24 protein-coding genes are annotated in these 24,963 nt (G+C 48.8%); 19 read left to right on the top strand and 5 right to left on the bottom strand.

The annotated features are described in order from the left end of the window. Positions 1 to 17 precede the first annotated feature (17 nt). Positions 18 to 455, bottom strand: a complete 438-nt coding sequence (locus HP570_RS17675; RefSeq protein ID WP_173605133.1) for an N-acetyltransferase — start codon at positions 453 to 455, stop codon at positions 18 to 20. 500 nt (positions 456 to 955) lie between these two features. Then, positions 956 to 1,408: a VOC family protein gene (locus HP570_RS17670; protein WP_173626588.1), complete on the bottom strand. Its 453-nt coding sequence runs from the start codon at positions 1,406 to 1,408 to the stop codon at positions 956 to 958. Positions 1,409 to 1,609: 201 nt separating this feature from the next. Between HP570_RS17670 and HP570_RS17665 the strand changes: the two genes are divergently transcribed. The 6 genes from HP570_RS17665 (at position 1,610) to HP570_RS17640 (ending at position 7,908) form a co-directional block, all read left to right on the top strand. Next, entirely contained in the window at positions 1,610 to 1,885 is a 276-nt protein-coding gene (locus tag HP570_RS17665) for a DUF2277 domain-containing protein (protein ID WP_173626587.1), read from the top strand. A 183-nt stretch (positions 1,886 to 2,068) separates the two neighbouring features. After that, the gene (locus HP570_RS17660) at positions 2,069 to 2,398 is read left to right on the top strand and encodes a cupin domain-containing protein (RefSeq protein ID WP_173626586.1); all 330 of its coding nucleotides are present in this window, start codon (positions 2,069 to 2,071) and stop codon (positions 2,396 to 2,398) included. Between the two features lie 199 nt (positions 2,399 to 2,597). Further along, complete coding sequence (locus tag HP570_RS17655; RefSeq protein WP_087343143.1) at positions 2,598 to 3,290, top strand: FHA domain-containing protein; 693 nt, start codon at positions 2,598 to 2,600, stop codon at positions 3,288 to 3,290. 169 nt (positions 3,291 to 3,459) lie between these two features. Further along, complete coding sequence (locus HP570_RS17650) at positions 3,460 to 5,511, top strand: penicillin-binding transpeptidase domain-containing protein (protein ID WP_173626585.1); 2,052 nt, start codon at positions 3,460 to 3,462, stop codon at positions 5,509 to 5,511. An 11-nt stretch (positions 5,512 to 5,522) separates the two neighbouring features. After that, a complete protein-coding gene (locus HP570_RS17645; RefSeq protein WP_173626584.1) occupies positions 5,523 to 7,532 on the top strand; it encodes a peptidoglycan D,D-transpeptidase FtsI family protein in 2,010 nt (669 codons plus the stop codon). Between the two features lie 79 nt (positions 7,533 to 7,611). Next, positions 7,612 to 7,908, top strand: coding sequence for a hypothetical protein (locus tag HP570_RS17640; protein ID WP_173626583.1), 297 nt, complete (start codon positions 7,612 to 7,614; stop codon positions 7,906 to 7,908). Positions 7,909 to 7,959: 51 nt separating this feature from the next. Here HP570_RS17640 and HP570_RS17635 read toward each other — a convergent pair whose 3' ends face one another. Beyond that, a complete protein-coding gene (locus HP570_RS17635; protein WP_173626582.1) occupies positions 7,960 to 8,838 on the bottom strand; it encodes a proline iminopeptidase-family hydrolase in 879 nt (292 codons plus the stop codon). A gap of 174 nt (positions 8,839 to 9,012) precedes the next feature. Here HP570_RS17635 and HP570_RS17630 point away from each other — a divergent pair, with 174 nt between their 5' ends. The 10 genes from HP570_RS17630 to HP570_RS17585 all read left to right on the top strand — a co-directional run bounded on the left by HP570_RS17630 (position 9,013) and on the right by HP570_RS17585 (position 19,702). Then, the gene (locus tag HP570_RS17630) at positions 9,013 to 9,918 is read left to right on the top strand and encodes a hypothetical protein (RefSeq protein ID WP_173626581.1); all 906 of its coding nucleotides are present in this window, start codon (positions 9,013 to 9,015) and stop codon (positions 9,916 to 9,918) included. A 27-nt stretch (positions 9,919 to 9,945) separates the two neighbouring features. Further along, positions 9,946 to 11,403, top strand: coding sequence for a sensor histidine kinase (locus HP570_RS17625; RefSeq protein ID WP_173626580.1), 1,458 nt, complete (start codon positions 9,946 to 9,948; stop codon positions 11,401 to 11,403). Next, positions 11,400 to 12,095, top strand: a complete 696-nt coding sequence (locus HP570_RS17620; protein WP_173626579.1) for a response regulator transcription factor — start codon at positions 11,400 to 11,402, stop codon at positions 12,093 to 12,095. Before HP570_RS17625 ends, HP570_RS17620 begins: the two co-directional genes overlap by 4 nt. Before the next feature lie 145 nt (positions 12,096 to 12,240). Beyond that, positions 12,241 to 13,236: a beta-ketoacyl-ACP synthase III gene (locus HP570_RS17615; RefSeq protein ID WP_142497169.1), complete on the top strand. Its 996-nt coding sequence runs from the start codon at positions 12,241 to 12,243 to the stop codon at positions 13,234 to 13,236. Continuing rightward, positions 13,226 to 14,401: an ATP-grasp domain-containing protein gene (locus tag HP570_RS17610; protein WP_173626578.1), complete on the top strand. Its 1,176-nt coding sequence runs from the start codon at positions 13,226 to 13,228 to the stop codon at positions 14,399 to 14,401. The genes HP570_RS17615 and HP570_RS17610 overlap by 11 nt, the downstream gene beginning before the upstream one ends. Positions 14,402 to 14,416: 15 nt before the next feature. Continuing rightward, positions 14,417 to 15,418, top strand: a complete 1,002-nt coding sequence (locus tag HP570_RS17605; RefSeq protein WP_173626577.1) for an NAD-dependent epimerase/dehydratase family protein — start codon at positions 14,417 to 14,419, stop codon at positions 15,416 to 15,418. Further along, positions 15,408 to 16,259 (top strand): MBL fold metallo-hydrolase, encoded by an 852-nt coding sequence (locus tag HP570_RS17600; protein ID WP_173626576.1) that lies wholly within the window; start codon positions 15,408 to 15,410, stop codon positions 16,257 to 16,259. Before HP570_RS17605 ends, HP570_RS17600 begins: the two co-directional genes overlap by 11 nt. Beyond that, complete coding sequence (locus tag HP570_RS17595) at positions 16,247 to 17,581, top strand: F390 synthetase-related protein (RefSeq protein ID WP_173626575.1); 1,335 nt, start codon at positions 16,247 to 16,249, stop codon at positions 17,579 to 17,581. The genes HP570_RS17600 and HP570_RS17595 overlap by 13 nt, the downstream gene beginning before the upstream one ends. Further along, positions 17,574 to 18,719, top strand: coding sequence for a GNAT family N-acetyltransferase (locus tag HP570_RS17590; protein WP_173626808.1), 1,146 nt, complete (start codon positions 17,574 to 17,576; stop codon positions 18,717 to 18,719). The genes HP570_RS17595 and HP570_RS17590 overlap by 8 nt, the downstream gene beginning before the upstream one ends. A gap of 95 nt (positions 18,720 to 18,814) precedes the next feature. Beyond that, the gene (locus HP570_RS17585) at positions 18,815 to 19,702 is read left to right on the top strand and encodes a DMT family transporter (protein ID WP_173626574.1); all 888 of its coding nucleotides are present in this window, start codon (positions 18,815 to 18,817) and stop codon (positions 19,700 to 19,702) included. Here HP570_RS17585 and HP570_RS17580 read toward each other — a convergent pair whose 3' ends face one another. Further along, entirely contained in the window at positions 19,703 to 20,410 is a 708-nt protein-coding gene (locus HP570_RS17580; protein ID WP_173626573.1) for an ArsR/SmtB family transcription factor, read from the bottom strand. Positions 20,411 to 20,544: 134 nt separating this feature from the next. Between HP570_RS17580 and HP570_RS17575 the strand changes: the two genes are divergently transcribed. Further along, positions 20,545 to 21,144 carry a DJ-1/PfpI family protein gene (locus HP570_RS17575; protein ID WP_173626572.1) on the top strand — a complete coding sequence of 200 codons (600 nt, stop codon included), beginning with the start codon at positions 20,545 to 20,547 and terminating at the stop codon, positions 21,142 to 21,144. 70 nt (positions 21,145 to 21,214) lie between these two features. Here HP570_RS17575 and HP570_RS17570 read toward each other — a convergent pair whose 3' ends face one another. Then, positions 21,215 to 22,201: a M23 family metallopeptidase gene (locus HP570_RS17570; RefSeq protein ID WP_173626571.1), complete on the bottom strand. Its 987-nt coding sequence runs from the start codon at positions 22,199 to 22,201 to the stop codon at positions 21,215 to 21,217. 198 nt (positions 22,202 to 22,399) lie between these two features. Between HP570_RS17570 and HP570_RS17565 the strand changes: the two genes are divergently transcribed. Continuing rightward, the gene (locus tag HP570_RS17565; protein ID WP_142497178.1) at positions 22,400 to 23,125 is read left to right on the top strand and encodes a response regulator transcription factor; all 726 of its coding nucleotides are present in this window, start codon (positions 22,400 to 22,402) and stop codon (positions 23,123 to 23,125) included. After that, a complete protein-coding gene (locus tag HP570_RS17560) occupies positions 23,115 to 24,878 on the top strand; it encodes a sensor histidine kinase (protein ID WP_173626570.1) in 1,764 nt (587 codons plus the stop codon). Before HP570_RS17565 ends, HP570_RS17560 begins: the two co-directional genes overlap by 11 nt. Positions 24,879 to 24,963: the final 85 nt, after the last annotated feature.

Genomic DNA, 24,963 nt, shown 5'->3' with positions numbered 1-24,963 from the left:
CCCCGTTACTTCAACGATCAATTTGGAAAGGTTGACTCAGAAAGTAAGTCTGGTTCAAGCTTCCAAATATTCATTCCCTTTTTCGTCTCAACAAACGACCATTTCGAGTCCATATAATAATTATTGAACGCAAGATTTGACGGGCATGCGGAGAATATCGGGTAACCAATTTGTGATAGTAGATATTTCATGAGATTCTTATGACGATACTGTTCCTCTACGGCAAACTGATAAAGAGAGATTGTGCCGTTTTTCTTTAGGTAGATTCTAGCTGCTGCGATAATGATGTCTTCTCTATTCATAACAACAACAGATCGTCTTTTTACGGCCGCTCGAAGTCCTAATGGGCAAAGAAACTCCTCATTGTACACAGCCTTATTCTCGCGAGTGATATGTTTTGAAAAAAATGACTCAAGTTGTTTCATATCCTCAACCACGGCAAATCTTACGTTCAATTTTTAACCACTTCCCCGAACAGCTTACTTTCCAATCCATACGAAAACATCTCCATCAGGAATTTCCATTACAGCAACATGCTTGGATTTCCCAATCGTTTCCGAGGGCATGGATGAGAGTTTACGTAGAAGTACGCACCATTTCCGATGTAAGATAACATGTATTCTTCCCTCTTTCTAAAAATAATCGTTTTCATATTATAGACTTCGGCGAACCTCTTTTTCTGACAGCTCATATTTGATTTGTTGTTGAAATCTAAAAAAAGAGGTGATTTATACTGCTAACGCCTTCCATCCTACTAATCTGCCCGTTAGCGCAGATCGGCTGCCGATCTATACCAGCAGCCGCGCTTTAGATATTTATTAAACAATTGCCCCTGTTAGTTGAATCCCTTTCATTTGATTTTGCATTGATTTCCGTTAAAAAGTTCATGCATCCCGGAGCGTGAACGCGGTATTTAGTAATGTATATTTCAGTTAAGTCTTCTTTTAAACGTCACTTATTTATTACCGAGCTCTTCCGCCAAACCGATTAGAAGTCCTTCAATTCCACGAATGTAGCAGAGCCGATACGAGTCTTGGTACTGAACCACTTCTCCGACGAGCTGAGCGCCATACTTAGTGAGTCTGGATACCATTTCGTCAATGTCTTCAACGGTGAACATGACGCGCAGATAACCGAGGGCATTTACAGGAGCAGTTCGGTGATCGGATATAGTAGGTGGGGTGAGAAATCGCGAAAGTTCAAGTCGACTGTGGCCATCTGGGGTAACCATCATAGCAATCTCTACACATTGTGAACCCAGCCCGGTTACGCGACCAGCCCATTCACCTTCGACAGTAGCCCGCCCTTCGAGCTTCAAGCCAATCTCCTCGAAGAAAGAGATTGCGTCATCAAGGGATTCTACAACGATGCCAACATTGTCCAATCTTAGTAATTTGTTATTTGCCATTAGTTTTATCTCCTTATGTGTACAAATTTATTCCCTGATCATCTTCATATTTATTCTATCAAGGATTACCAATTACCCCCAAACGATTAACATTACGACGCCTCGTCAGTGAGATTTTTTGAAGCACAATCAGCACAACCTAGCGATTCATTGCTTACGTATAGTAGAATGATACAAAAAAGGGAACAGAAGGTGTAAGCGATGTGCCGAAACATCAAAACCTTATTCAACTTCGACCCACCCGCGACAGAAGATGAGATTCAAGCAGCAGCCCTGCAATTCGTGCGAAAGCTCTCGGGCTTCAACACGCCTTCGAAGGCCAATGAAGAGGCTTTTCATCGTGCGGTCCAAGAGGTCTCCATTGTTGCGAAAAATCTCCTGGATTCGCTCGTGACGAATGCAGACCCACGCAATCGAGAAGTCGAAATCGAGCGAGCTCGCGCAAGAAACGCCAAACGGTTTGGCATGACAGAGTAGTGAGACGATAAAGATGAACAGTCTAGTTAACGGGCAGGCCTTCAGGGTAACTGCCTATTTTTGTTTACTATATCAGAAATTTCAGTATCTTATCATCTCCTTATGAGACGATTTATCATTTCGTTACTATGTCTCTCTCCTGCAAATTATATTATCGTAGAGTGCAAAGGGGAGAGGATCATCATGGAAAAGGTGAACGTCGCACAACATTTATCACGCTTGCAAGATTCCTGGAGCTCTCTGGTTGTCGGAGAGATGAATGATACGTCTATTAAGCTAGAGAAGCTGCAAGGTGAGTATCCTTGGCAACAAAATGACCAAAAAGATGAACTGCTGTTTGTCGTCAAAGGCAGACTGCTGCTGATGTATCACGAGCGTAATATATGGGTGGAAGCCGGAGAGTTTATCGTTGTGCCAAAGGGAGTGTCCTACAAGCTGTTTATCCCGAATGGCGATTGTCATCTACTGGCGATTGAACCGAAAAAATTTGCTGCTCTCAAGCACTGCTCCTAAGACGATCAACATAGAAAATCGAGCGCTATTCGTTTGTGGATAGCGATGATATAGAGCTGTCAATCGACCGGTCACTTTCGTTGGCTGGACATTTGGCGGCTTTTTTGCTATTAATATATGTTCAGAAAAGTGTTGACTTATGCGTAATTTGTACTGTAATAAATACTGATGATAGCTCCAACTCTTTTCGAGGTGATGAATGTTGGACGACGGCATATATGTATTGATTAAAAAGGGAGACCCCGAACAGCTTCAAAAGCGTCAGTTTCTACATAAGGAAGAGTGTACGATTGGGAGACGGGGCAATCAATTACAACCAGACATTGCTTTTTCCAGTCCGTATATATCCAGAAGGCATGCAGTGATAAGGAAAATCAATAACCAATATTCGATTTCTGATTTGCAAAGCAAGCATGGGACAGAAGTAAACGGAATGCCGATACAGCAAGCACCCCATTTTCTTTATCATGGTGATCATATTACGCTGGCCAAAGGCGTGGTCGAAATGATATTTTTCGCAGAGGGTAGCGAGATGGATGTGACGCGGGAGTTCTCATTCCCTTTGATGAATCCAAAAGAAACCACCTCCACTTCCGGCTTGGTCATCAATCTGGAACGCAGGGAAATCCGTCTCGATGGCGCAAGAATCCATTTGACCGGAAAAGATATGGACTTGCTCATGCTTTTGTACCAACGTGCGAATCAGGCGGTCAGCTATGAGGAAATCATGGTACTCGTCTGGCCAGAGCGGTTGCTGAATACGGTAAGCAGCGTTCCCGATGTTGGACGAGCCGAGATCAACGCGCTCGTTTATCGCTTGCGTAAGCGGCTGGGCAGATATGGCGAGAATGTCACCACGATCCCGCGCTTTGGTTACATGTGGGAAGAATAGTAGGCAGTACGGCAGACACAGGATTCATTTCCTGTGTTTTTTTGCATTTGATGTAACTATCTGACACTTATCATCGTACTATGAGAATAGTCTCATCCTGCCATCATCTTTTTTCCATATATTATGGTATCTGACTGTAATATCGTGTGGTAGGGAAGGTGAATGACTAGTGAAAAAGACATGGATAGTATTTTGGGCGGTTTTTGTCGTTGTTCTTTCGGGGTTTTTCTATCTTTTCTGGGACTTTTGGAAGGACACCACGCAGTCGGATGGTGAGAGGGCAAAGGCCGCATTCACAGCGTATACGACAAAATGGAAAGAACAGAAGTTCTCTGACATGTACGAGCAGCTTTCTTTACATACAAAAAAGACTATCAGCAAAGAAGAATTCGTTTCCCGTTACCAAAACATTTACGGAGGAGTAGAGGCCAAAGCGATTGTGGTCGAGCCGATGTACAATGGCGACGTCATGCCAGGTGAGGATGGACAGATCAACTTTCATTATCGGCTGACGATGGAAACCTTCGTCGAACCGATTTCTTTTACAGGGAAAGCAACGCTTGTCAAAGAAACGCAGAACGACTTGGAGGACTGGTACATTCATTGGAATCCTACTTTTATTTTTCCCGAAATGAAAGAAGGGGACAAAGTAAGAGCCAATACGGTGTATCCCAGACGAGGTGAAATCACGGATCGGGCAGGGCGTCCCTTGGCAACAGAGCGTGTCGTGATAGATATCGGGATAAATCCGGGAGAATGGAACCAGACGTCACAAACCGGGAAAATGGTGGTCAGCAAGCTCTTGCAAATTCCGTTGGATGACCTCACCTCGAAGGTCCAGGCTACGACAAGCAAGTCGGCCAAGTTTATCCGGATCGCTACGCTGCCGCAGGACGATGCACGCATCAAACAATTAGAAAAAACAGAAGGGCTCCAATTGCACAAAAAGAAAGTCCGCTACTATCCCTATCAGGACGCGACGGCCCATCTGGTTGGCTATGTAGGAGCGATCAACCAGGAAGAGTACGAGAAGCGAAAGGATCAGGGCTATAAAACGTCCGATGTGATTGGAAAATCAGGACTGGAACAGATTTTTGAGGAGAAGCTAAGAGGGAGTGCAGGTGGGCGTATCGTCATTACGGATGCAGATGGAACGGAAAAAAAGACCGTGGTGGAACGCTTGGCCAAGCATGGACAGCCACTGGCATTAACCATAGATGCAGAAGTACAGCAGACAATTTACCAGGAGCTGAAAAACGAAGCAGGGACGGCTACGGCCATCTCACCAAAGACAGGAGAAATACTGGCCCTCGTCAATTCCCCGTCCTTTGATCCGAATCCGTTTGTGCTTGGGATGTCGGCTACAGAATGGAAGCAACTGAATGAAAACCCGCAAAAGCCGCTTCTCAATCGATTCGCGCGCGGGTTTGCGCCGGGCTCCACCTTCAAACCGATTACGGCAGCGATTGGCCTTGGGACAGGAGCCATTACCCCTGCGGATAGTATCCACCTCCGCGGACTGCATTGGCAAAAGGATGTGTCCTGGGGTGGATACGAGGTAACGCGGGTCAGCGATTACGGGGGACCTGTCAATTTGGAAAAAGCATTGGTTTACTCCGACAATATTTATTTTGCGAAAGCGGCGCTCTCCATTGGGGAGGAGCCATTCGTGAAAAAGAGCGAGTTGTTTGGATTCCATGAAGCACTTCCGATTCCATATCCACTAGAAAAGTCGAAGCTGTATAACGACGGTTTCAAAAACGAGATTCAATTGGCAGACTCCGGTTACGGTCAGGGCGAGGTAACGATGACGCCGCTTCACCTCGCGTTGGTGTACAGCGCTTTTGCAAATGACGGGAATATCGTGAATCCATCTCTGTTGCAGGGAGACAAAAAAGATGGGTATTGGAAGACGAATGTCATACCTGCCGATGTGGCGAGCACGGTGAAGCAGCATTTGATACAGGTTATGGAAGACCCGCGCGGTACCGGTCGAGGAGCACGCGTGCCTGGTATTCGCATGGCGGGTAAGACTGGAACAGCTGAGCTGAAACAGAAAAAAGGCGAGCTAGGGTTGGAAAACGGATGGTTCGCCGTTTTTAATGTAGATGATCCGCGTTTGCTGGTTACCATGATGATAGAGGATGTCCGTGGTCGGGGTGGCAGTCATGTACTCGATGCCCGTATCAAACGGATCTTCACGAAGGCACTGAAAAATTAGGGAGAGCAAGTATGAAAGAAGCAAAAAACGATCGTGTGAAACGACTGCAAATCGTATATATCGTTGTATTTCTGATGTTTGTGGGTATCATTTTGAGATTGGCGCAAATTCAAATCCAGCAAGGGAGCATTTATGCAAATGAGCTGGCAGACAGATCGTACAAAAAAGATTACATTCCCGCTATGCGAGGAAACATTTATGACCGCAACGGATATGTCATTGCCGAAAGTCGGCCTTCTCATCTCGCCGTCTTTCGTGAACAAGAGATCATGGAGAAAAAAGCGTACTTTGACCTGGTGGAAAAGCTGGAGAAAATACTGAGTCTCGAAAAGGCCACACTGTTAAAAAAGATGGATGTCGGCTATGCCTATGAGAATGGCAAGTACGTGGAAGCGGCACGACAATTGCCGCGCTATTTGGAGAAAGAGCTGAAGGTGGATTTGACGGCTAAAGAAATCGCGGTACTCGGTGAGCATCGTGGCGATCTGCCGGGGATTGAGGTAGTGACAAAACCGATCCGAAAATACGATCCGAAGCAAATCTCTGTACAGGCGGTTGGATATGTCCGGCCCTTTCATATTGCTGAAAATGTGAAGCTCGCCTCCTACAAGGATGAGAGTACGCGGTATTTGCCGAACCAGTTAGTCGGGCTCGATGGGATTGAGCTGTCTTACGAAAACGAGCTTCGCGGGAGCAACGGTTACCGGATGTATGAGGTCGCAGCAAATCAGACGGTTGTGAAGCAAGTGGAGGAAGTTCCATCCGTCCCGGGCAATCATGTGTATCTCACCATTGATCAGCGGGTACAGCTAGGTATCCGGGATTCGATCCGAGAGTTTCTTCCGAAGCTGCGTGCAACCATCCCTGAGGCGAGGGGGGCAAAGGGAGCATATGTCGTGGCAGTCGAGGTTAAGACAGGCAAGGTCGTCGCGATGGTCAGCTATCCTGAATACGATCCAAACGTATGGATTGAGGGACCGGATCAAAAAATGTATGACCAAATTAAGCTTGCGGTGACGAATGGAACCATTCGGGAAGCCCCATACAATACAGCGCCATTAAAGGGCGAGGCGGCCATCGAGGAGGGCTACAAGCACCCGGGTTCAATTGTGCCATCTGGGTCTGTCATCAAGCCGATTACGGTATTGCTCGGTTTGCAGGAAGGCATTATTACTCCCTCCGATCGTTGGAATGATGGAGGTGTGTATCACTATGGACGTGGTACGGATCGGATTAAGAATGACAGTTCCAAAGCGCATGGCATGATTACCCCAGCGATTTCCCTGCAAAAGTCATCGAATACATATATGGCGAGAATCGGAGAGGAGCTGTCCCGTCGAAAAGGAAAAGAGTCAGCGTCCGTCCTGCAATCGTACTATCATGCGTTCGGATTAGGCGTTCAGACTGGTGTAGATTTGCCGAATGAAAACAAGGGGAAAGAAGACTATTTAGTGATGAATGAAAACTACGGTCCACTAGCATCGATGGTGCAGGCTTCCTTCGGACAGCAAGTTCGGGCGACGACGATGCAATTGGCACAGTATGCGGCTACACTTGCGAATAAAGGTGTACGTTTGCAGCCGCAGATGGTAGATAAGATCACAGACGCAAAAGGAAACCTGGTGAAAACGTACACGTCAAAAACCATGAGCACCTTTCCTCACCCAGATAAATATTGGGATGTCTTGGAGCAAGGCATGGTGATGGTGACGAAACCGGGGGGAACAGCAGTCCGCGCGTATGCGGGAATGCCGTTTCAGGTAGCAGCAAAAACAGGTACATCTGAACAAGACATTTATGTACCAGTGACGGTGACAGATGAGAAAACAGGACAGAAAAAGACAAAGTGGAAAATGCACGCCCGCATTACGAATGGTGTCAGCATTTCGTATGGGCCTGTCGACGATCCGGTCCTGGCAGTAGCCGTAATCGTTCCTGAGGGTGGTTATGGGGGAAGATCGGCCGCGATCATTTCACGTTCCGTGTACGAAGTGTATGACAAGCATATCGGATTGAAATAGCAAGTTGTTCGAAGTGATTCTGCCGAGGATCTACTTCGGACAGCTTCGTTTAGCCATTTGACAGATTAGGGGGATGATTATGGCAGGGGTGGAGATAAACGATTTATTAAGATTCGTTATGATTACTTTTATCATAAGTTTAGTCGTTATTTCCGTTGCTTTATTGCTTCAAAAGAAAAAAGGTAATCTTGTCAATGGATTCACACTGAGCATGATTTCAGCAATTTCAGTAACCGTTTCTGGAACGAATCTTATGATGATGGGTTATATAGCTGATGAATTGAACCTAGGTGGAGACGATATGTCTACCTATATGTTTTTCATCATTGTAGGGTTAAACATCCTTAATTTCCTTCTTTACTTAAAAAAAGAATGAGAGGTTCGGAAAAACTCGCATCGTAGGTGATACGAAGTTTTTCCGTTTTTTTTATTTCGACTCTGCTTTTTGCAAAAAGCGGCGGATGACTTGCACGTATTCGTCTGTCTCTTCCAGATAGCCGACATGCGAGCTGTTTTCAAAGACATGGAGCTCGGCGTTTGGCACCAGAGACTGATAATAACCAGTCGATTCAGGCGTCGCTTCATCATAGCGGCCGCAAACGAACAGGGAAGGGATGTTGATTTGATGCAGCTGGGGTGTGTAGTCGAATGTTTTCAGATTCCCTGTTGGGCAAAACTCAGACGGTCCCCACATCGTCATGTACACTTCTTTATTCGCTTTTGGACGGCTTTCTGTCATAACGGTTGGCATTGGATCAAGGCGGCACACATGGCGCTTGTAGTATTCCTTCATAGCATCCTGATATTCTTGTGAATCAGTTGTACCCTGCTCCTCGTGTGTGGCGATGGTTTGTTGCACATCTACTGGCAATTGCTCGATTAAACGATCTGCGTCCTGTTTCCAACGCTCTGCGCTCAGGCATGGACTGGAGAAGATGATGCTCTGTACCCCCTCCGGCTTGGCATCCACCAAATAAGCTGCTGCCAGCATCGTGCCCCACGAATGCCCCAGGATGTGTACCTCTTTTAAGTCAAGGGCTTGTCTGATGCAAGCGAGCTCCTCCACAAAGCGTTCGGTTTTCCAAAGAGTCAGATCTGTCGGGCGATCGGAATTGCCTGACCCCAGCTGATCGTAGAAAATGACGGGTCTGTCGTCGCCTAAGACATGAAGCGTTGATTTGAGCGGATCATGCGTATTGCCAGGTCCGCCATGAAGGACGATCAGAGGTGTTTTCTCCCCTTCGCCGACACGACTGTACCATACTCTGCCGCCAGGAACTTCAATATAGCCTTCTTGCATACTCATCGATAATGCCTCCACTTCAGGTTCATACTGATCTCTCTTCCTTTCAATATAGCATATGGAATTGTTTTTACACTTTTTTTAGAATTGGTTTAGAGCATGTTTAGACCCACTATTTATCATCACTGGTATAGGAAGCGATGACAGTTGCTTTCGATGAGACTAGGAGGGATCAGCATGCGAAAAAAATGGTTGGGTATCGGCTTGTCTGTTGGGATCACAGGAGCATTGATTTGGGGATACGGGGCTTCAGCGAGTGCGGATAGCACGACGATGAGCGTGTATAAATCAGCCCTGCAACAAACGAAGGAAGCGAAGAGCATGACGGCCCACGCGCAGCTAGCACTCACAGACAACGGAACGAAGCTGCTCACACTCGAGGGAGTTGCAAAGATCGATCATAACCAGCACATCGGGAATGTCGATGCGACTATTACAGACACACTGGGCGAGAAAAGCGTGCAAGCCTTTCTGGAAAAGGATCAAGTTGTGGTTAAAAAAGGGGATAGTAACATTTATCGGGTCATGGAAAAAATGGATAGAAGACCCCAATCAGAAAATGACGCCAATAACAAACGCGGAGCAATGATGCATAAGCTGCTTACTACGGTATTCGGCGATCTCGGAAAAAACGCGACCGTTGAAAATCTACCGGATGGAGGCAAGCGTACGTCGCTTCAGCTCTCCGAAGAGCAAATTCCGGCATTTATCCAGGCAGCCGGACCTATTCTTTACGATAAGCTCGTCGAACATAGTCAAGAAGCGTCTTCCTCTGAGAACGGGCTATCTGTGAAGCTTCCCCGCTTGCAAGAGGATTTCCAAGTGGACCAAGTATTGCTGAACGCCAAGATCGATGGGAAAAATCAAATCGAGAAGCAATCTGCGGTGGTACACCTTTCGGGAACGGACGCGTCTGGAAAAGAGCACAAGCTCCAGCTTTCTTTGGATATCCGCCTGTCCGATTTGGGTACGACCACACCTGATCGCATCGATCTTACCGGCAAGCAAGTCGAGAAGGTTTCCCGCGAGGACATGAAGAACAAATGGAGAAAAGACTGGACGAAGCATTCCGATTCCGAGTAAACCATGACTGCAAGGGGGTAATGAAACATGTCGATCAAAACAAGACTTTTGCTCTCCTATATTGCCATGATAATCATCCCCCTTGTTTTGTTTGGATTGGTGGCATCGGGATTGGCGAATTACTTTTGGGGGGAACGAGAAGCAGGCAAACCGTTCCTTCGTGATTCGCTCAATAAACGAGACGAGTTGTTTGCTGGCGTCACATTCATGGCTAAATACGCGCCCAATCAATTGACGAACCAGAAGCTGCTAACAGAGACGGATGCGGAGCTACAAGCAGTTGGCGGAGCATTGATTCTGACCAAGGACGAGCATGTGCTATTTGTTTCCCCGTCGATTGATAGCGCTGACGTGCCTGATTATTTGCAGGATCAGCCGGATCAGGGGCGCATGCATAGCTGGAAGCAGTTTAAACAGGACGGCTACACGTTTGATACGTACGAGTTCACTTTTGCTGATCAGAGGAAAGGAAAGCTCTACTTCCTTGCGAATTCTTTCCCCTTTATGCAGACAGGCATTTATTTTTTTAGCGCATTGATTCTCAGTCTTCTAACGATTGTGGCGCTGACGAACGGTGTATTAACGTTTCTTGTTTCACGCAGTATCATTCGACCTTTGTACGCTTTAAAGCAGGCAGCGAACGAAATCAAAGAAGGCAATCTGGAGCGTCCTGTTCAACTCCATCGCAAAGATGAGCTGGGAGAGCTGGGAGAAGCATTTGAAGAGATGCGCAGTAGATTGTATGATTCTATCCATTTGCAGCTTCAGTATGAAGAAAATCGTAAACAATTGATTTCGAGTATCTCCCATGATCTGAAAACACCCATCACAGGAATTAAAGCATGTGTGGAAGCGGTGCAGGAAGGGATTGCGGATACGGAAGCGAAGCGAGAAAAATATATGAAGATGATTGCTATCAAATCAGAGCAGATGGACCGTCTGATTGATGAGCTGTTTTTATTCTCGAGACTGGATTTGAATAAGCTTCCCTTTCACTTTGAAGAAGTCGATATGCGAGCCTATATGGCACAGTTTGCCGAAGAGCTACGACTAGACCCGCGAATGCACGGCGTATCTATTCGCTATGACGAGCATAATGAAAGTCCAATTCCAGTCATGGCTGATCGGGAAAAACTCCATCGCGTGCTCATGAATATCGTGGACAATAGCTTGAAGTACTTGAACAAGGACGAGAAGCTGATTCGATTGGAAGTGGAGGAAGCCAGCGGTGAAGTGCTCGTTGTGATCTCCGACAATGGAACAGGGATTGCAAAAGAAGCAATGCCCCATATTTTTGACCGCTTTTATCGGGCGGACCCTGCACGTAATTCGGCCATGGGAGGCAGCGGTCTTGGACTCGCCATCGTCAAACAAATTGTGGAGGGGCACGGTGGTCGTGTATGGGTGGAGAGTGAGAGCGGACGGGGAACCCGTATTTGTTTTACCTTGCCAGATATCAAGAGAGTCGGGGGTAACACGGAATGAAGCACATTTTAATCATTGAAGATGACACGGTGATTGCAGAGGTGCAAAAGGATTACTTGGAGGCAAACGGCTACTCGGTCGATGTTGCTACTTCCGGCGATTGGGGTTTGCAAAAGGCATTGCAAGAGGAGTATGACCTCCTGATTCTAGACCTGATGCTCCCCATCGTGGATGGCTTCGAAATCTGCAAGCAAGTCCGGAAAGTCAAAAATATTCCGATCCTGCTCGTCTCTGCGAAAAAGGAAGACATCGACAAGATACGTGGCCTGGGTCTAGGCGCCGACGATCATATCAGCAAGCCTTTTAGTTTGGGAGAACTGGTAGCGAGGGTCAAAGCCCATTTGGCCCGTTACGACCGTCTTGTTTCCGATTCCAAACCGCATACGGCAAAAGAGGAGATCAGGCTTCGTGGGATTCGCATCGACAAGCTGGCGAGGAGAGTTTATATCAATGGAAATGAAGTAGCTTTCACTTCCAAGGAATACGACCTCCTGCTCTTTTTGATAACCCACCCCAACTGGGTATTTAGCAAAACGGAGCTGTTTGAAAAAATTTGGGGTCTCGATTCGTATGGGGATATCGCGACGGTGACCGTGCATATTAGCAAGCTGCGGGAAAAAATAGAAAGTGATCCGGCTAAGCCGCAATACATCGAGACGGTGTGGGGTGTCGGTTATCGCTTTTTACTATAGTGGGAGAAGAAATGAGGCATACATAAACACTTGGGTATTTCGTACCAAGTGTTTATTCTGTTTCCCATAAATCGACAAACTTAGGTAAAATAAATGGCAGATGTCGAATAGTGTGTAGGAATGCGAGCTAAGGGAGACACAGAGTATGGAGAGAAAAATCAAAATCCTCGGAACAGGGAAATACTTGCCGACTCGGCGAGTGACAGCAGCAGAACTGGAAGAAAAGCTGGGACTTGCGGCTGGATGGGTAGAGAAAAAATCCGGGGTAAGCGTCAGACATTTTGTGACGAATGAAACGGCAGCACAGATGGGAGCCATCGCTGCTAGGCGTGCTATGGAAGCGGCGGGACTTTCCCTTCACGAGATCGATTGTATCGTGTGTGCAAGCGGGACGGCGCAGCAGGAAATCCCATGCACGGCTGCTTTGATTCAAGAAGAGCTTCAACTAAGCAAATCAGGCATTCCCTGCTTTGATATAAATGCGACATGCCTCAGCTTCGTCACTGCGCTGGATGTAATGTCGTGCCAGATGGCGGTTGGTATTTACGAGCGAGTCTTGATCATTTCATCAGAGATATCCTCCGCAGGTTTGAATTGGGAGCAAAAAGAGAGCTGTGTGCTGTTCGGAGATGGGGCGGCGGCTGTTGTCATCGGCAGGACGCCAGAAACAGAAAGCTCCCGCATCTTGGGTTCAAGCATGAAAACCTACAGTGAAGGCGCGCACTATTCCGAAATAAGGGGTGGCGGCACGCTGATCCACCCGAGACAATTTGCACAAGGAAGAGAAGCAGACTTTGCATTTGATATGGACGGACGGAAAATTTTTCGCCTGACCTCGCAGTTAATTACCGGATTCGTGGATCGTTTGCTGTCGTCAGCCTCCGTAACCAAGGAGCAAATCCGTACTGTCATTCCTCATCAGGCCAGTGGGATGGCGATGCGGATCATGGCAGGCAAGCTCGGATTTAGCGACCAGCAAATGGTGAACATTCTGGCGGATCATGGAAATGTCATCGCAGCTTCGATTCCGATGGCGCTGCATGAAGCGATTGGGCAAAATCGGGTACAGCGAGGAGATCACCTGATGCTGTTGGGCACATCTGCTGGCTTGTCTCTCGGAGGAATTGTGCTTGAATACTAAACAATCAGTCTTGCTGACAGGAGGACGAGCTCCAGCTACGTTAGAGCTGGCGCGCTTGCTGGGTTCTGCGGGACATCGAGTGATTGTAGCGGAGAGTGCGCGGCGACATCTTTGCCAGCACTCTCGTTATGTAGAGCGCTCCTACCAAGTGCCTCCACCCCGACAGCAGCCCGATGCTTATATCGAAAAGCTGTGTGAAATCATGCAGCGTGAGGGTATCGATCTGTTGATCCCGACTTGCGAGGAGATCTTTTACGTATCGCAGGGGCGGGATCAATTGCTTGACTATGGTGAAGTGCTAGTGGAAGGAATCGAGGTATTGCGTTCGTTGCACGACAAATGGCTTTTTTCCGAAATGGCGCGCGAGGTGGGAGCACTGGTCCCACATACGGTTCGGGTACAATCTTCGGCTCAATTGCGGGAGGCCATGCTGCAAGCAGGAGGACCTGTGGTGCTGAAGCCCGTCTATTCTCGCTTCGCAGCTCATGTACAAATCGTGGCTGACCCGTTATCTGCGGCAGGACAGTCCTCACTGCCCGAACCGACAGTTGGGCAACCATGGCTAGTCCAACAGTTTATAAAAGGGAAACAAGTGTGCAGCTACGCGGTTGCTCTGGATGGACAGCTCACTTTGTACGCCGATTACGAAACAACACATACAGCAGGGCAGGGTGCCTCGATTTACTTTGCCTATTCAGACCATCCACAGGTAAGAGATTTTGTTAGTCGCTTTGTGCAACGGCATACGTTTCGTGGACAAATCGCATTTGATTTCATTGAGAATGAGCAGGGAGAACTGTATGTAATTGAGTGCAATCCACGCCTGACAAGCGGTGTGCATTTGTTTACAGGACAGCACGACGCGGCTACTGCCTATTTTTCTGATCGGGGAAAAACCGTTTTTCCTGCTGGAAAACAAGTTTGCATGCTAGGGATGGCGATGCTGACATACGGCCTTGCTGGCATGACGAATGGAGAGAAGGCAAAACGTTGGGTGAGCGACCTGCTTTCTGCAAGGGATGTTCTGTTTAGGTGGGATGATCCACGACCTTTTTTTGATCAGTTCTCCATGCTGGCAGATTTGGCTTGGCAGAGCTTTCGAACGGGAAAAAGCATGATTGCTTGCAGTACGAGCGATATCGAATGGAACGGAGAAGAGGCGTAAGGACGTGAGGAAGAAATGAACAAGCGAGTTCTAGTAACAGGGGCGACGGGGTTTCTCGGACAGAAGCTGGCTACACGACTGCATGAGATGGGCTATGACGTAACAGCGCAAGGACGAGACGAGCGAATCGGCCAGCTATTGCAGGAGCGAGGCATTCGATTCCTTCGGACAGACCTAAGAGACAGAGAAGCCATGGTGAAGGCTTGCCGCGATCAGGATATCGTGCATCACGCTGCTGCTTTTTCCTCCCCGTGGGGAACGTACCGTGACATGTACGAGACGAATGTGACAGGAACCATTCATGTCATCGAGGGCTGCAAGCTGCACGGCATCCAGCGTCTTGTCCATGTATCGACGCCAAGTATTTATTTTGCTTTTGACGACAAGCTGGGAATCCGCGAAGATGAACCGATGCCCGTTCGGTTTGCCAATACATACGCACAAACGAAATACCAGGCGGAGCTGGAAGTCGACAAGGCGTTTCTTGCAGGACTACCGACGATCACGATTCGTCCGCGGGCCTTGTTTGGCCCAGGAGACAATGCAATCCTTCCCAGGTTGATCCGCGCCAATGAAAAGAAATTCGTTCCGCTGATCGACGGAGGCAAGGCGATCATTGATTTGACGTATGTGGAAAATGTCGTGGACGCGCTGATCTTGTGTATGGATTCTCCAGCGCACACATTGGGACAGGCTTACAACATTACAAATGGGGAGCCCGTGACGATGATCGAGGTGTTGTCAGATGTATTTCGGCGCTTGGGGGTTCCGCTGAAAACGCGCGAGCTGCCATATTGGAAGGCGTATGCCGCGGCTTGGGTGCTGGAGACACTCTCCAAGACCGTTTTGGGCTATCGCGAGCCGGTTTTGACACGTTACTCGGTCGGTGTGCTCGCCAAATCACAAACCTTGGATATCTCAAAGGCGAAGCGCGATCTGGGCTATGAACCGCGGGTGAGCATTGCCCAAGGCATCGAGACCTTTACAGAATGGTGGAGGACACAGGATGGACGTTAAACTGACGCTGATGGACACGGGCTACTGCCAGCAGCTCGAAATGTTTTCACGAAAGGGCGGCCGGATGAAAAACATTCCGTTTCACGCCATCGCAGGGCTTATCGAGCATCCCGTCCACGGCTTGCTGCTCTTTGATACGGGCTATTCACAGCGCTTTTTTGAAGCCACGAGCAAGCTTCCTTATTCGCTGTACGGCAAAATAACGCCCGTATTCTCAAAGGCACATGAGAGTATTGCTGAGCAGCTCGCAGCACGCGGAATCCGAACGACAGACATAGCGGGTATTCTCATTTCCCATTTTCATGCGGATCATATCGGCGGTTTGCGTGATTTTCCGCATGCGCGACTATACTGCTTCGAGAGTGCCTACAATCACGTGAAGGGAAAGACGGGTTGGACGGCGCTGCGGGAGGCGTACTTGCCTGATTTGATGCCTGACGATTTCGAAGAACGGGTGACTTTCATTGATCGAGGAGAGCTTGTGGCATTGCCTGAAGCTTACGCGCCATACACGGAAGGCTACGATTTGTTTGCCGATCAGAGTCTGTACATCGTCGATCTGAACGGACATGCAATCGGGCAATTTGGTGTGTTCCTGCGTGATCGGGATCATGGGGATGTATTTTTGTGCGCGGATGCTGCCTGGTCGAGTGAGGCCTATCGCGGCAACCTGTTGCCTCATCCGCTGGCTATGTTGATCATGGCGGATCGACAGGCGTATCGCGAGCATTTGCACAGGCTGCATGTGCTATCCCGCCAACGTCCCGACCTGAATATCATGCCGACACACTGCGGGGAAGTCTGGCAGGCCAGCAGAGGAGCGTTCACATGGAGATCATGACGATCTTGAAGCAGTATGCAAAAACGAAGTGGCTTGCTCGTCGGTTTTCCTCGCGTGAGCAGCTGGTGAAATGGCAAGAAGCGCAGGTCAGAGCAATGTTGACGCGCATTTTGCCAGCCTCTCCTTTTTACCGAAAGAGATTGGGAACGCCAGAACGCTGGAGACAGATGGAGCCAATCGATAAAAAGAGCATGATGGACCATTTTGACGAGCTGAATACGTATGGGATCAAGAAGGAAGAAGCATTTGCGATTGCACTGAAAGCAGAAACGACACGCGATTTCACTCCCCAATTAAATGGCGTGACCGTAGGCTTGTCTTCTGGGACATCTGGCAATCGCGGGCTTTTTCTCGTGGGACCGCAGGAGCAGGCGAAATGGGCAGGGGTGATTTTGGCGAAAGCATTGCCTGGTCAGCTATGGTCGACGCATCGGATTGCTTTTTTCTTGCGAGCGAATAGCAACCTGTATACAGCGGTCAACAGGCGTCGCATTCAATTCTCGTTCTTCGATTTGCAAATACCGCTCGATCAGCACCTTGAACATCTGAATCAGTATCAGCCGACGGTGTTGGTTGCGCCAGCCTCGATGTTGAGAATGCTCGCGACTGCCCAGCGTCAGGGGAAATTGCGGATATCTCCAATCAAGGTAATCTCGGTGGCAGAAGTGCTGGACCCGTTGGATCAAACGTACATCGCAGAAGTGTTCGGGCAAATCGTGCATCAAATTTATCAATGCACAGAAGGTCTGCTTGCGGCGAGCTGCTCACACGGGACGTTGCATGTCAATGAAGACCTCGTGGTGGTGGAAAAGGAATATCTCGATGAGAAAAAGGAGCGATTCTTTCCGATCATCACAGACTTTTCCCGGATGACACAGCCGATTATCCGTTATCGATTGAACGACATTTTGACGGAAAAGCGCACACCATGTCCATGCGGCTCGGTGTTTATGGCGCTGGAATCGATTGAGGGCAGGGCAGATGATTTGTTTGTTTTTCGCCATGAAAACGAAGCGCGTTGGATATCGGTCTTCCCTGATTTCATCCGGCGTGCCGTCATTACCTCGTCTGATGCGATTGAAGAGTATACGGTACGGCAGCTAAGCTACGAGCAAGTTGAGGTAGCACTGCTCATGAAGGATGGGGAAGGTCCTTCCATGCGTGAGCAGGAACGAGTACGCCAAAGTCTTGAGCGAATCATTGCCGATCAGCAAGGACAATTGCCTGCGATTGTGTTTGCACCGTACGAGTTGAATCTTGGTACGAAAAAATTGCGGCGGGTAGAGAGGATGTTTGTTCCAGGTGAGCAGGCCATTGATTGAATGGTATGAAGGGACTTCGGCGGGGCAAATCCCTTGGGAACAAGCGCAGGATGCCGACTACATCAAAAGCTACTTGTTGCCCATGATGACGGAACAACCATCCCGCTATGTACAAAATGTACAGACGCGGATGGATGCACTCCGTGTAGGTGATCGGATCATGCCCATAACGGTGAACGATAACGAGTACGACAATTCGTATGTCAGTTCGGTGTTTACCCATTACGTGACGTATGCGAAGGAAGAGCTAGGCATGCTCGATTCAGCGGTGCTGAGGCAGGCACTGTCGACTGTACTTACAGGGCTTGGACGCTGGATGAAAAAAAGCCAATGCAACAAAATGGTTATCGTCAACAACTGGCTGTTATCGACGAATCTGTATCATGATGTGCGTGCAGATGAAGTGAAGGACATTACGGAAAGCTGCATCCAAAAGTTCCCTAGTCACATCATCGCGTTTCGATCTGTTTGCCGCAGGCTGTACCCGGATTTTCACAAGGGGCTCGTAGAGAAGGGCTATCTCATGGTCCCCAGCCGCTACGTCTACCTCTTTCATCCCGACTGGCCCGCACAGGGCAAGTGGCGGGTCCGCAATACGCTCAACCGCGATCGAAAAATGCTTGCCAAATCCGGCTACCGCATTCTACATCATGAGGAGCTGGGAGAACAGCATGTCGAGCGAATCGTTGCTTTATACAACGCGCTGTATCTGGATAAATACTCCCAGCATAATCCACAGTTTTCAGTGGAGTTCGTCCGATTGGCGATGCAAAAGAGGACATTGACCCTCATCGGCTTGGAAAAAGACGGACAGCTGGACGGCATTCTTGGCTATTTTGAACGAAATGGTGTGATGACGACACCGCTATTCGGCTATGATACGACGCTCCCCAAAGAGACCGGGCTGTATCGGATGCTGTCGTGCCTCTTGGTACAAGAAGCACAGAGCAAGGGCATTCTGCTCCATCAAAGTGCGGGTGTAGGTGCATTCAAAGCGGACAGGGGAGCCGAGGGAGAACCGGAATTTACAGCGGTGTATGTCAAGCATTTGCCGTTTTATCGTCGAGCGGTCTGGAAGGTGCTCGCTGTCTTGCTGAATCAAATCGGGATCAAGCTGGTGGAGAAGTACAGACTGTAAATCTTTTGCACACTTCGATCCTCATCGAACTAACCGTCAGGTACACTGCATGTAAGAAGAAGCAAGTAGCTTGCCTGAAACGGGGGAACAACGCCATGAATCGAATTTTGTTCGGGATACTTGTCGTCGTGACGACATCATTGATGGGTTCGTCTTTTGCGGTAGGAAAGATTGGATTGACCTATTTTTCACCATTGCTGCTGGTAGGACTGCGTTTTACGCTGGCAGGACTGATCATGGGAGCGTGGGTATGGAAAAAGCCGCTCCCGAAGTCGGCGGGTGACTGGTGGAAGCTGTGTTTGATCGGATTTTTGCAGACAGCTGCCGTCATGGGATGTATCTTTTTGAGTCTGCGTACGATCACAGCGGGTGAATCCTCGATCCTGACGTTTATGAACCCACTGCTTGTGGTCATATGGGGCACGTTGTTTCTCGGAATATCCTATCGACTGACGCAATGGATGGGGGTTCTGGTTGGACTGGTAGGGGTGTTCATCACGCTTGGCTTCCATCTGCAATGGGAGACGGGAACGCTGTTTGGGATCGGGTCCGCTCTTGCGTGGTCAATGGCTACGATTCTCGTTAAAAGGTGGGGAGTCCGCTTCAATGTGTGGGTGCTGACAGCTTATCAGATGCTGTTCGGAGGAATTCTACTCCTCGTGATGGGGGTCACGCTGGAAACGCCGAAGCTGATTGTGACGCCGACCGCTGTGTTCGTCGTCGTATGGCTTGCGATCATGGCTTCCATTGTGCAGTTCGCGACGTGGTTTTACTTGCTGAATCACGGAGACCCGGGCCGGACGAGTGCTTTTTTGTTCCTCGCTCCGTTCTTCGGTGTTTTGTCAGGGTGGGTGTTGCTGGGTGAGGTCGTGCAATGGCATGTGTATGTGGGAGGGTTGTTGATTTTCGCAGGGATTTTCCTGGTGAACTGGACGTTTGCCCCACGCAGGCAAGTCAGTGAAAAAGCACAGCTGGCAGAGTAGCTAGCTGTGCTTTTTGCATTCATCTACTTGCAGTCCGAACTCGGTCATAAAACCAGAGCTGCCTAACGGCGTGACACGGACGGCCCTCCCTCCTGGCACTCGCTCGATCCAGCCAAGCTCAAAAAATCGGTTGGTGAGTGAGGCTCCGAGGCTACCTGCCAAGTGATGGCGACGCTCGCTCCAATCCAAACACGGACGGGCAAAGCGACGTCTGCTCTTTGGCTTGACCACAAGGTCTACGCCGAGTGATTGCAGCTTGGTTTTTCCCGCTTCACTGAGCACGTAGTCTTGATCGGATGCCTCGATCAACTGCATCTCCAGCATTTTCTGCGTCAGGGCAACGCCTACTTCACCAGCGAGATGGTCGTAGCAGGTACGCGCATAGCGGATGGCTCGCAATTGGTCAGACTCGCGCAAGGAACGAACCGGCTTTGGTGCTGCGATCGTCATTAACGATTCCAGAGCATGGGCGACATCAGGGCTGGCTAGGCGATAGTAGCGATGTCGACCGTGTGACTCGCTGACCAAAAGACCGCCTTCCACCAGCTTTGCCAAATGCGTGCTTGCCGTTTGGGGGGTAACCTTTGCGTTTCGTGCGAGTTCACTGGCGGGGAGTGCCTTGCCGTTCATTAGGCTGATCAGGATGGAGACGCGGGATGGTTCTCCTATGAGGGACGCGACCTCTATAATATTTGGGCTGGTACTCATCAGACAGCGGACCTCCTCCATCATTTTTTATCTTCTATCAATGACTCTAGCAGAATCTTACAGCTAAAAAAACTAAAGATGTTCGCATAAAGCTATTGTAAAATGTATCCAAACATGAAATGGGGGAGAGCCACATGGAGACTAAGCAATGGCGAGTAGGAATTTTTTTGTTTGACGATGTGGAGGTATTGGATTTTGCAGGTCCGTTTGAAGTATTCTCGGTGACATCTATGGAAAATGACAGCCATACACCTTTTCGTGTAGAAACGGTATCGGAAAAGGGGAACATGATTCAAGCGCTGAATGGTCTGAAGGTTCAACCAGATTACAGCTTTGCCAATATGCCTGCTTTTGATATTCTCATCATTCCTGGTGGAATAGGTGCGAGGGAGCGAGAAGTACATAATGAGCAGGTGATCCAATGGATTCGTCAGCAAATGCAGCAGGTGGAGCTGATGGCCTCTGTCTGCACAGGAGCCTTTTTGCTTGCAAAAGCAGGCTTATTATCGGGCAAAAAGGCAACGACTCATTGGGCCAGTCTCGATCGAATGGAAAAGGAATTTCCAGAAGTCGTTGTGCAAAAAGGAGTAAAATTCGTGGATGAAGGAAATATCGTGACATCTGCTGGGATCTCAGCGGGTATCAATATGTCCTTTCACATTATCAAACGATTAGTAGGTGCGGAAGTGGCAGAACAGACTGCCAAGATAATGGAATATGATATTGTCCTCTAAAAGGAAGCGGCAGTCCATCCCTTTTGATACAGACAAAGGATGGACTGCTGCTGTCTAACAGCTATACGATTTACTTCGCGGTAATGCTTTCACCTTGACGCGGATTCCATCCGTTCTCCCACTGCACGCGAATGGATTTGCTCTGGAACAAATCTTTGCCGTCAGAGACCTGATAATGCAGATGAGGCTCGCTGGAATTGCCAGAGTTGCCGCATAGCCCAAGCAAATCCCCTTTCTCCACACGATCGCCAACCTTTACCTTTGCGGAGCCTTCCTTCAAATGGGCGAAGTAGCTGAATTCCCCATTGCCATGATCGAGGATGACGACGTTGCCAGCGGGCTCTTGTGCGTTCATCGTTCCGACAGGGATATTATCCTTGAGATCATGGACGACATGTACGACAGTTCCTGCCTGCGGTGCGTGTATTTCTTGCCCGAATGCGAAATAGCTCTCGTTTTTCGCAGGGTCCCCCTTGTAGGATAATCCGTCTTTGACCTGAATCAGATCGTATGCATAGCGTTGGCTCTCCACCTCGTAGTGATAGTTTGAAAGGACATTCTGACCTCCCCAAAACACATACCACTCACCTGTAAACGGTGCGCTATACGCCAGCTTTGTCAAAGCATTGTCGGTGTCAGGGTAGCTTTGCAGCGGCTTTAATAAAACACCCGTAATGATCCCTTTTTCATCCGTCGTAAGGACAAGGCCCCGTTTGGCGTCCTGATCCACCCAGGTACCATAATAGCTGCCGTTTACGGACGTGTGGGAATGCTGATTCCACGACTTCACCCCCGAGCTAAAAGCAGTATACCCTTCTACAAACTGTGTTTTTGAAACCTGCTGTTTGAATGACGGGCTTGTTTGCTCATATACCTCCCCTATTTTTCCGTGAAGGAGAGCTTGCACAATCGGCTCAGCTTGATCCGTCATCGTCTTTGCACCTTCTTTTTTCTTTGTGAGGGATTCAGTAGTAGAGGGGATTGCGGTTGCCTCTGATTGCGCAGCACATCCTGTCAAAAGAATTGCTCCTACAAGTGAAATCCAAACTTTTTTCATGTCGCCACTCCTCTCTTGTTCTAAGCGCTCGTTTCATTATAGAAAGCCACTCTTATCGGACATGAAACGCTGGCTTACAGGATGCTTAAATCTGTCGCGGCAAAATTATGATTCCGTTAAGGTTGTTGCGGACGCGCGCCGACACTACGCATGATAAAATGGAGGATAACGCAAAAGCGCAAAAGGAGCGAAGTGATCGTGAAAGATGCAGCTATCCTTCTTGTGGACGATGAGCAAGCGATTCTCCAATTGCTTGAGACCGTACTTCACAAAGAAGGATTCCACTCGATCGACAAGGTGAAAACATCCGAGGAGGCGCTTTGTGCATGCGAACGAAAAAGCTATGACCTGATCGTTCTGGACGTAACACTTCCGAACATGAGTGGCATAGAAGCTTGCCCATTCATCCGCCGTCTGACGGATGCGCCGATTCTGTTCTTGAGTGCGAGAGATACCGATTTTGACAAGCTAACCGGATTTGCCGTTGGCGGGGATGATTACGTGACGAAGCCGTTTAACCCGATGGAAATCGTTGCACGCATCAAGGCATTGCTTCGCCGTACACGCAAAACGAACGCGGCCGTACCGACAGCACCCGTTCAAGGGGTCTATGATTTTGGGCGGTTTCAAGTCCATGAAGCAGCAGGGGAGCTCTGTGTGGAAGGGAAAGTCATTCCTTGTCCGTCCCTTGTTTTTCAACTGTTGCTATTTTTGTGCAAAAATCCGAATCGGATATTTTCGAAAAGTGAGCTGTACGAACGAGTATGGGGCGTGAATAGCTTACGTGACGACAACACCATCATGGTACATATCCATCGGATTCGGGAGCGCATCGAGCCCGATCCAGCGCAGCCAGAGTTTTTGGTGAACGTCAGGGGACTCGGGTACAAAATGGTGAAAAAGGGCCTTCCTTATGAATATTAAGAGCAGAATTGCGCTCCATCTGGTCATGTGGTTGGTGCTGGTTGGTCTCATTCTCTTTGTGCTAGCCGGGTTTACGTTATATTGGACGCTTGAAGAAATGTCAAAAGTACAGTCCACACGTGAATTTGAGAGCGTCGGCTTGCAGAGGCTGATTCAGACCATAGAAGTAGAGGGAGAGGATATCCGCTTTGACCCGAAGCTGTTGGAGAAGGTGCGAGATAGCGGAGGGTGGCTTCAGCGGATTGATGAAAAGGGGTATGTCACCGATTCTTTTTTTACCCCGCCTGACGTACCCAGCTACTACGGTCCTGGCCAATTAACGGCTTATTGGCTCCGGAAAAGCCCGTTCCCCTATCGGTTATCGTTATGGATACAGGAAAAAGACGGCGTGGTTCACACCTTGCTGTATGGGATGACGAACCGCGATGATGACTTCTTGCAACAGGTGATCGAGGAGGCTGCTCATAAAAATAACGAGATCCTGCTTCCTCCAAGCATCCAAAATCAATTGAAGAGGAAAGCGGGCTGGGTACAGCTCCTAGATCCGAAAGGGGGAGAGCTGGCTTCCTTTAATAAGCCTGCAAAAGCAATCAAGGATTTCACCGTGGAAGAACTGGCGCTGCGCTCGATATACCCGGATCGCTACGGAGCAACAATCGTATCGCATTATGATCAAAAAAGCGGCCAAACCTGGGTACTCAGTTATCCGTTGCCAGGAACGACTCCCGGGGAAGAACCGCTTTTGACACCGGAAAGTAAGGCCCTATTTATCGGGATGGGCATGTTGCTCTTGTCGGCGATGCTCGTCTTCGGGATTGTGTCCTACTTGTTCGGACAGCGATTTGGCGCACCGATTGTTCACGTATTACGGTGGTTGACCTTTCTGCGTGGGGGGCAGTACGAGGAGCCTGCCAATGCGGATGGTGTTCCGCTCAGCCAAGACAAGCGAGGGAAGAGAAAGCGCAAATACCGTATCTACCAAGATGTAATCGATTCGATGGACTCCTTGTCGCAAACGCTTAACCGCAACGAAAAGCTTCGTCATGAAACGGAGCAATTGAGAAATGAGTGGATCGCTGGCGTTTCCCATGATCTGAAAACGCCGCTGTCCTCTGTCAAAGGGTACGCGCATCTATTAGGGAATGCCGAGTATACGTGGACGGCAGAAGAAGTACATACCTTCGCCAAAATTATTTTGGACAAGTCAGCGTATATGGAAGACTTGATCAACGATTTGGCGTTGACGTATCGATTGAGGAACGGACAAGGTGCTCCTACGGTCGAGCTCGTTGAATTGAATGGTTGTACAGCTGAAGCCATTACGGAAGCAGCAAAACATCCGTTGTACCCGGAAGGCTGCATCCGGTTTACCCCCTCGCCCGAGCCTGTTTATATGCTGGTCTACAAGCCTTGGTTTCAGCGTATCGTGGATAATCTGGTTGCCAATGCCTTGATTCACAACGAGAGCGGTACGATTGTGTCCATCCGCGTACAAGCAGTCGGGTCAGCTACAGCTTTGCTTATTTTTAGCGACAATGGCAGCGGGATGGATGAAGAAACAGCAGATCGACTATTTGAGAGGTATTATCGTGGCACAGACACCGAGTCACGCACGGAAGGCTCTGGCCTAGGGATGGTCATTACAAAGGCATTAGTGGAAGCGTTTGGTGGTTCAATCGAGGTGAAAACAGCTGTCGGGCAAGGGACGACGATTTCGATTACGTGGGAAGCGGAGCAACCGCCACGGGTTTAAATAGGCTGATAGGGAGAGGAAAAGGCTGCGTTTGCGAGGTCAGGGGTGACCAGCAAAGGCAGCCTTTTTTGTTTCAGCGATGATT

Origin of the sequence: Brevibacillus sp. RS1.1 (assembly GCF_013284365.1) — a bacterium.
GTDB lineage: Bacteria > Bacillota > Bacilli > Brevibacillales > Brevibacillaceae > Brevibacillus > Brevibacillus brevis_D.
The sequence above is the reverse complement of the archived record's forward strand: the minus strand, read 5'-3'. Positions and strand labels throughout refer to the sequence as shown.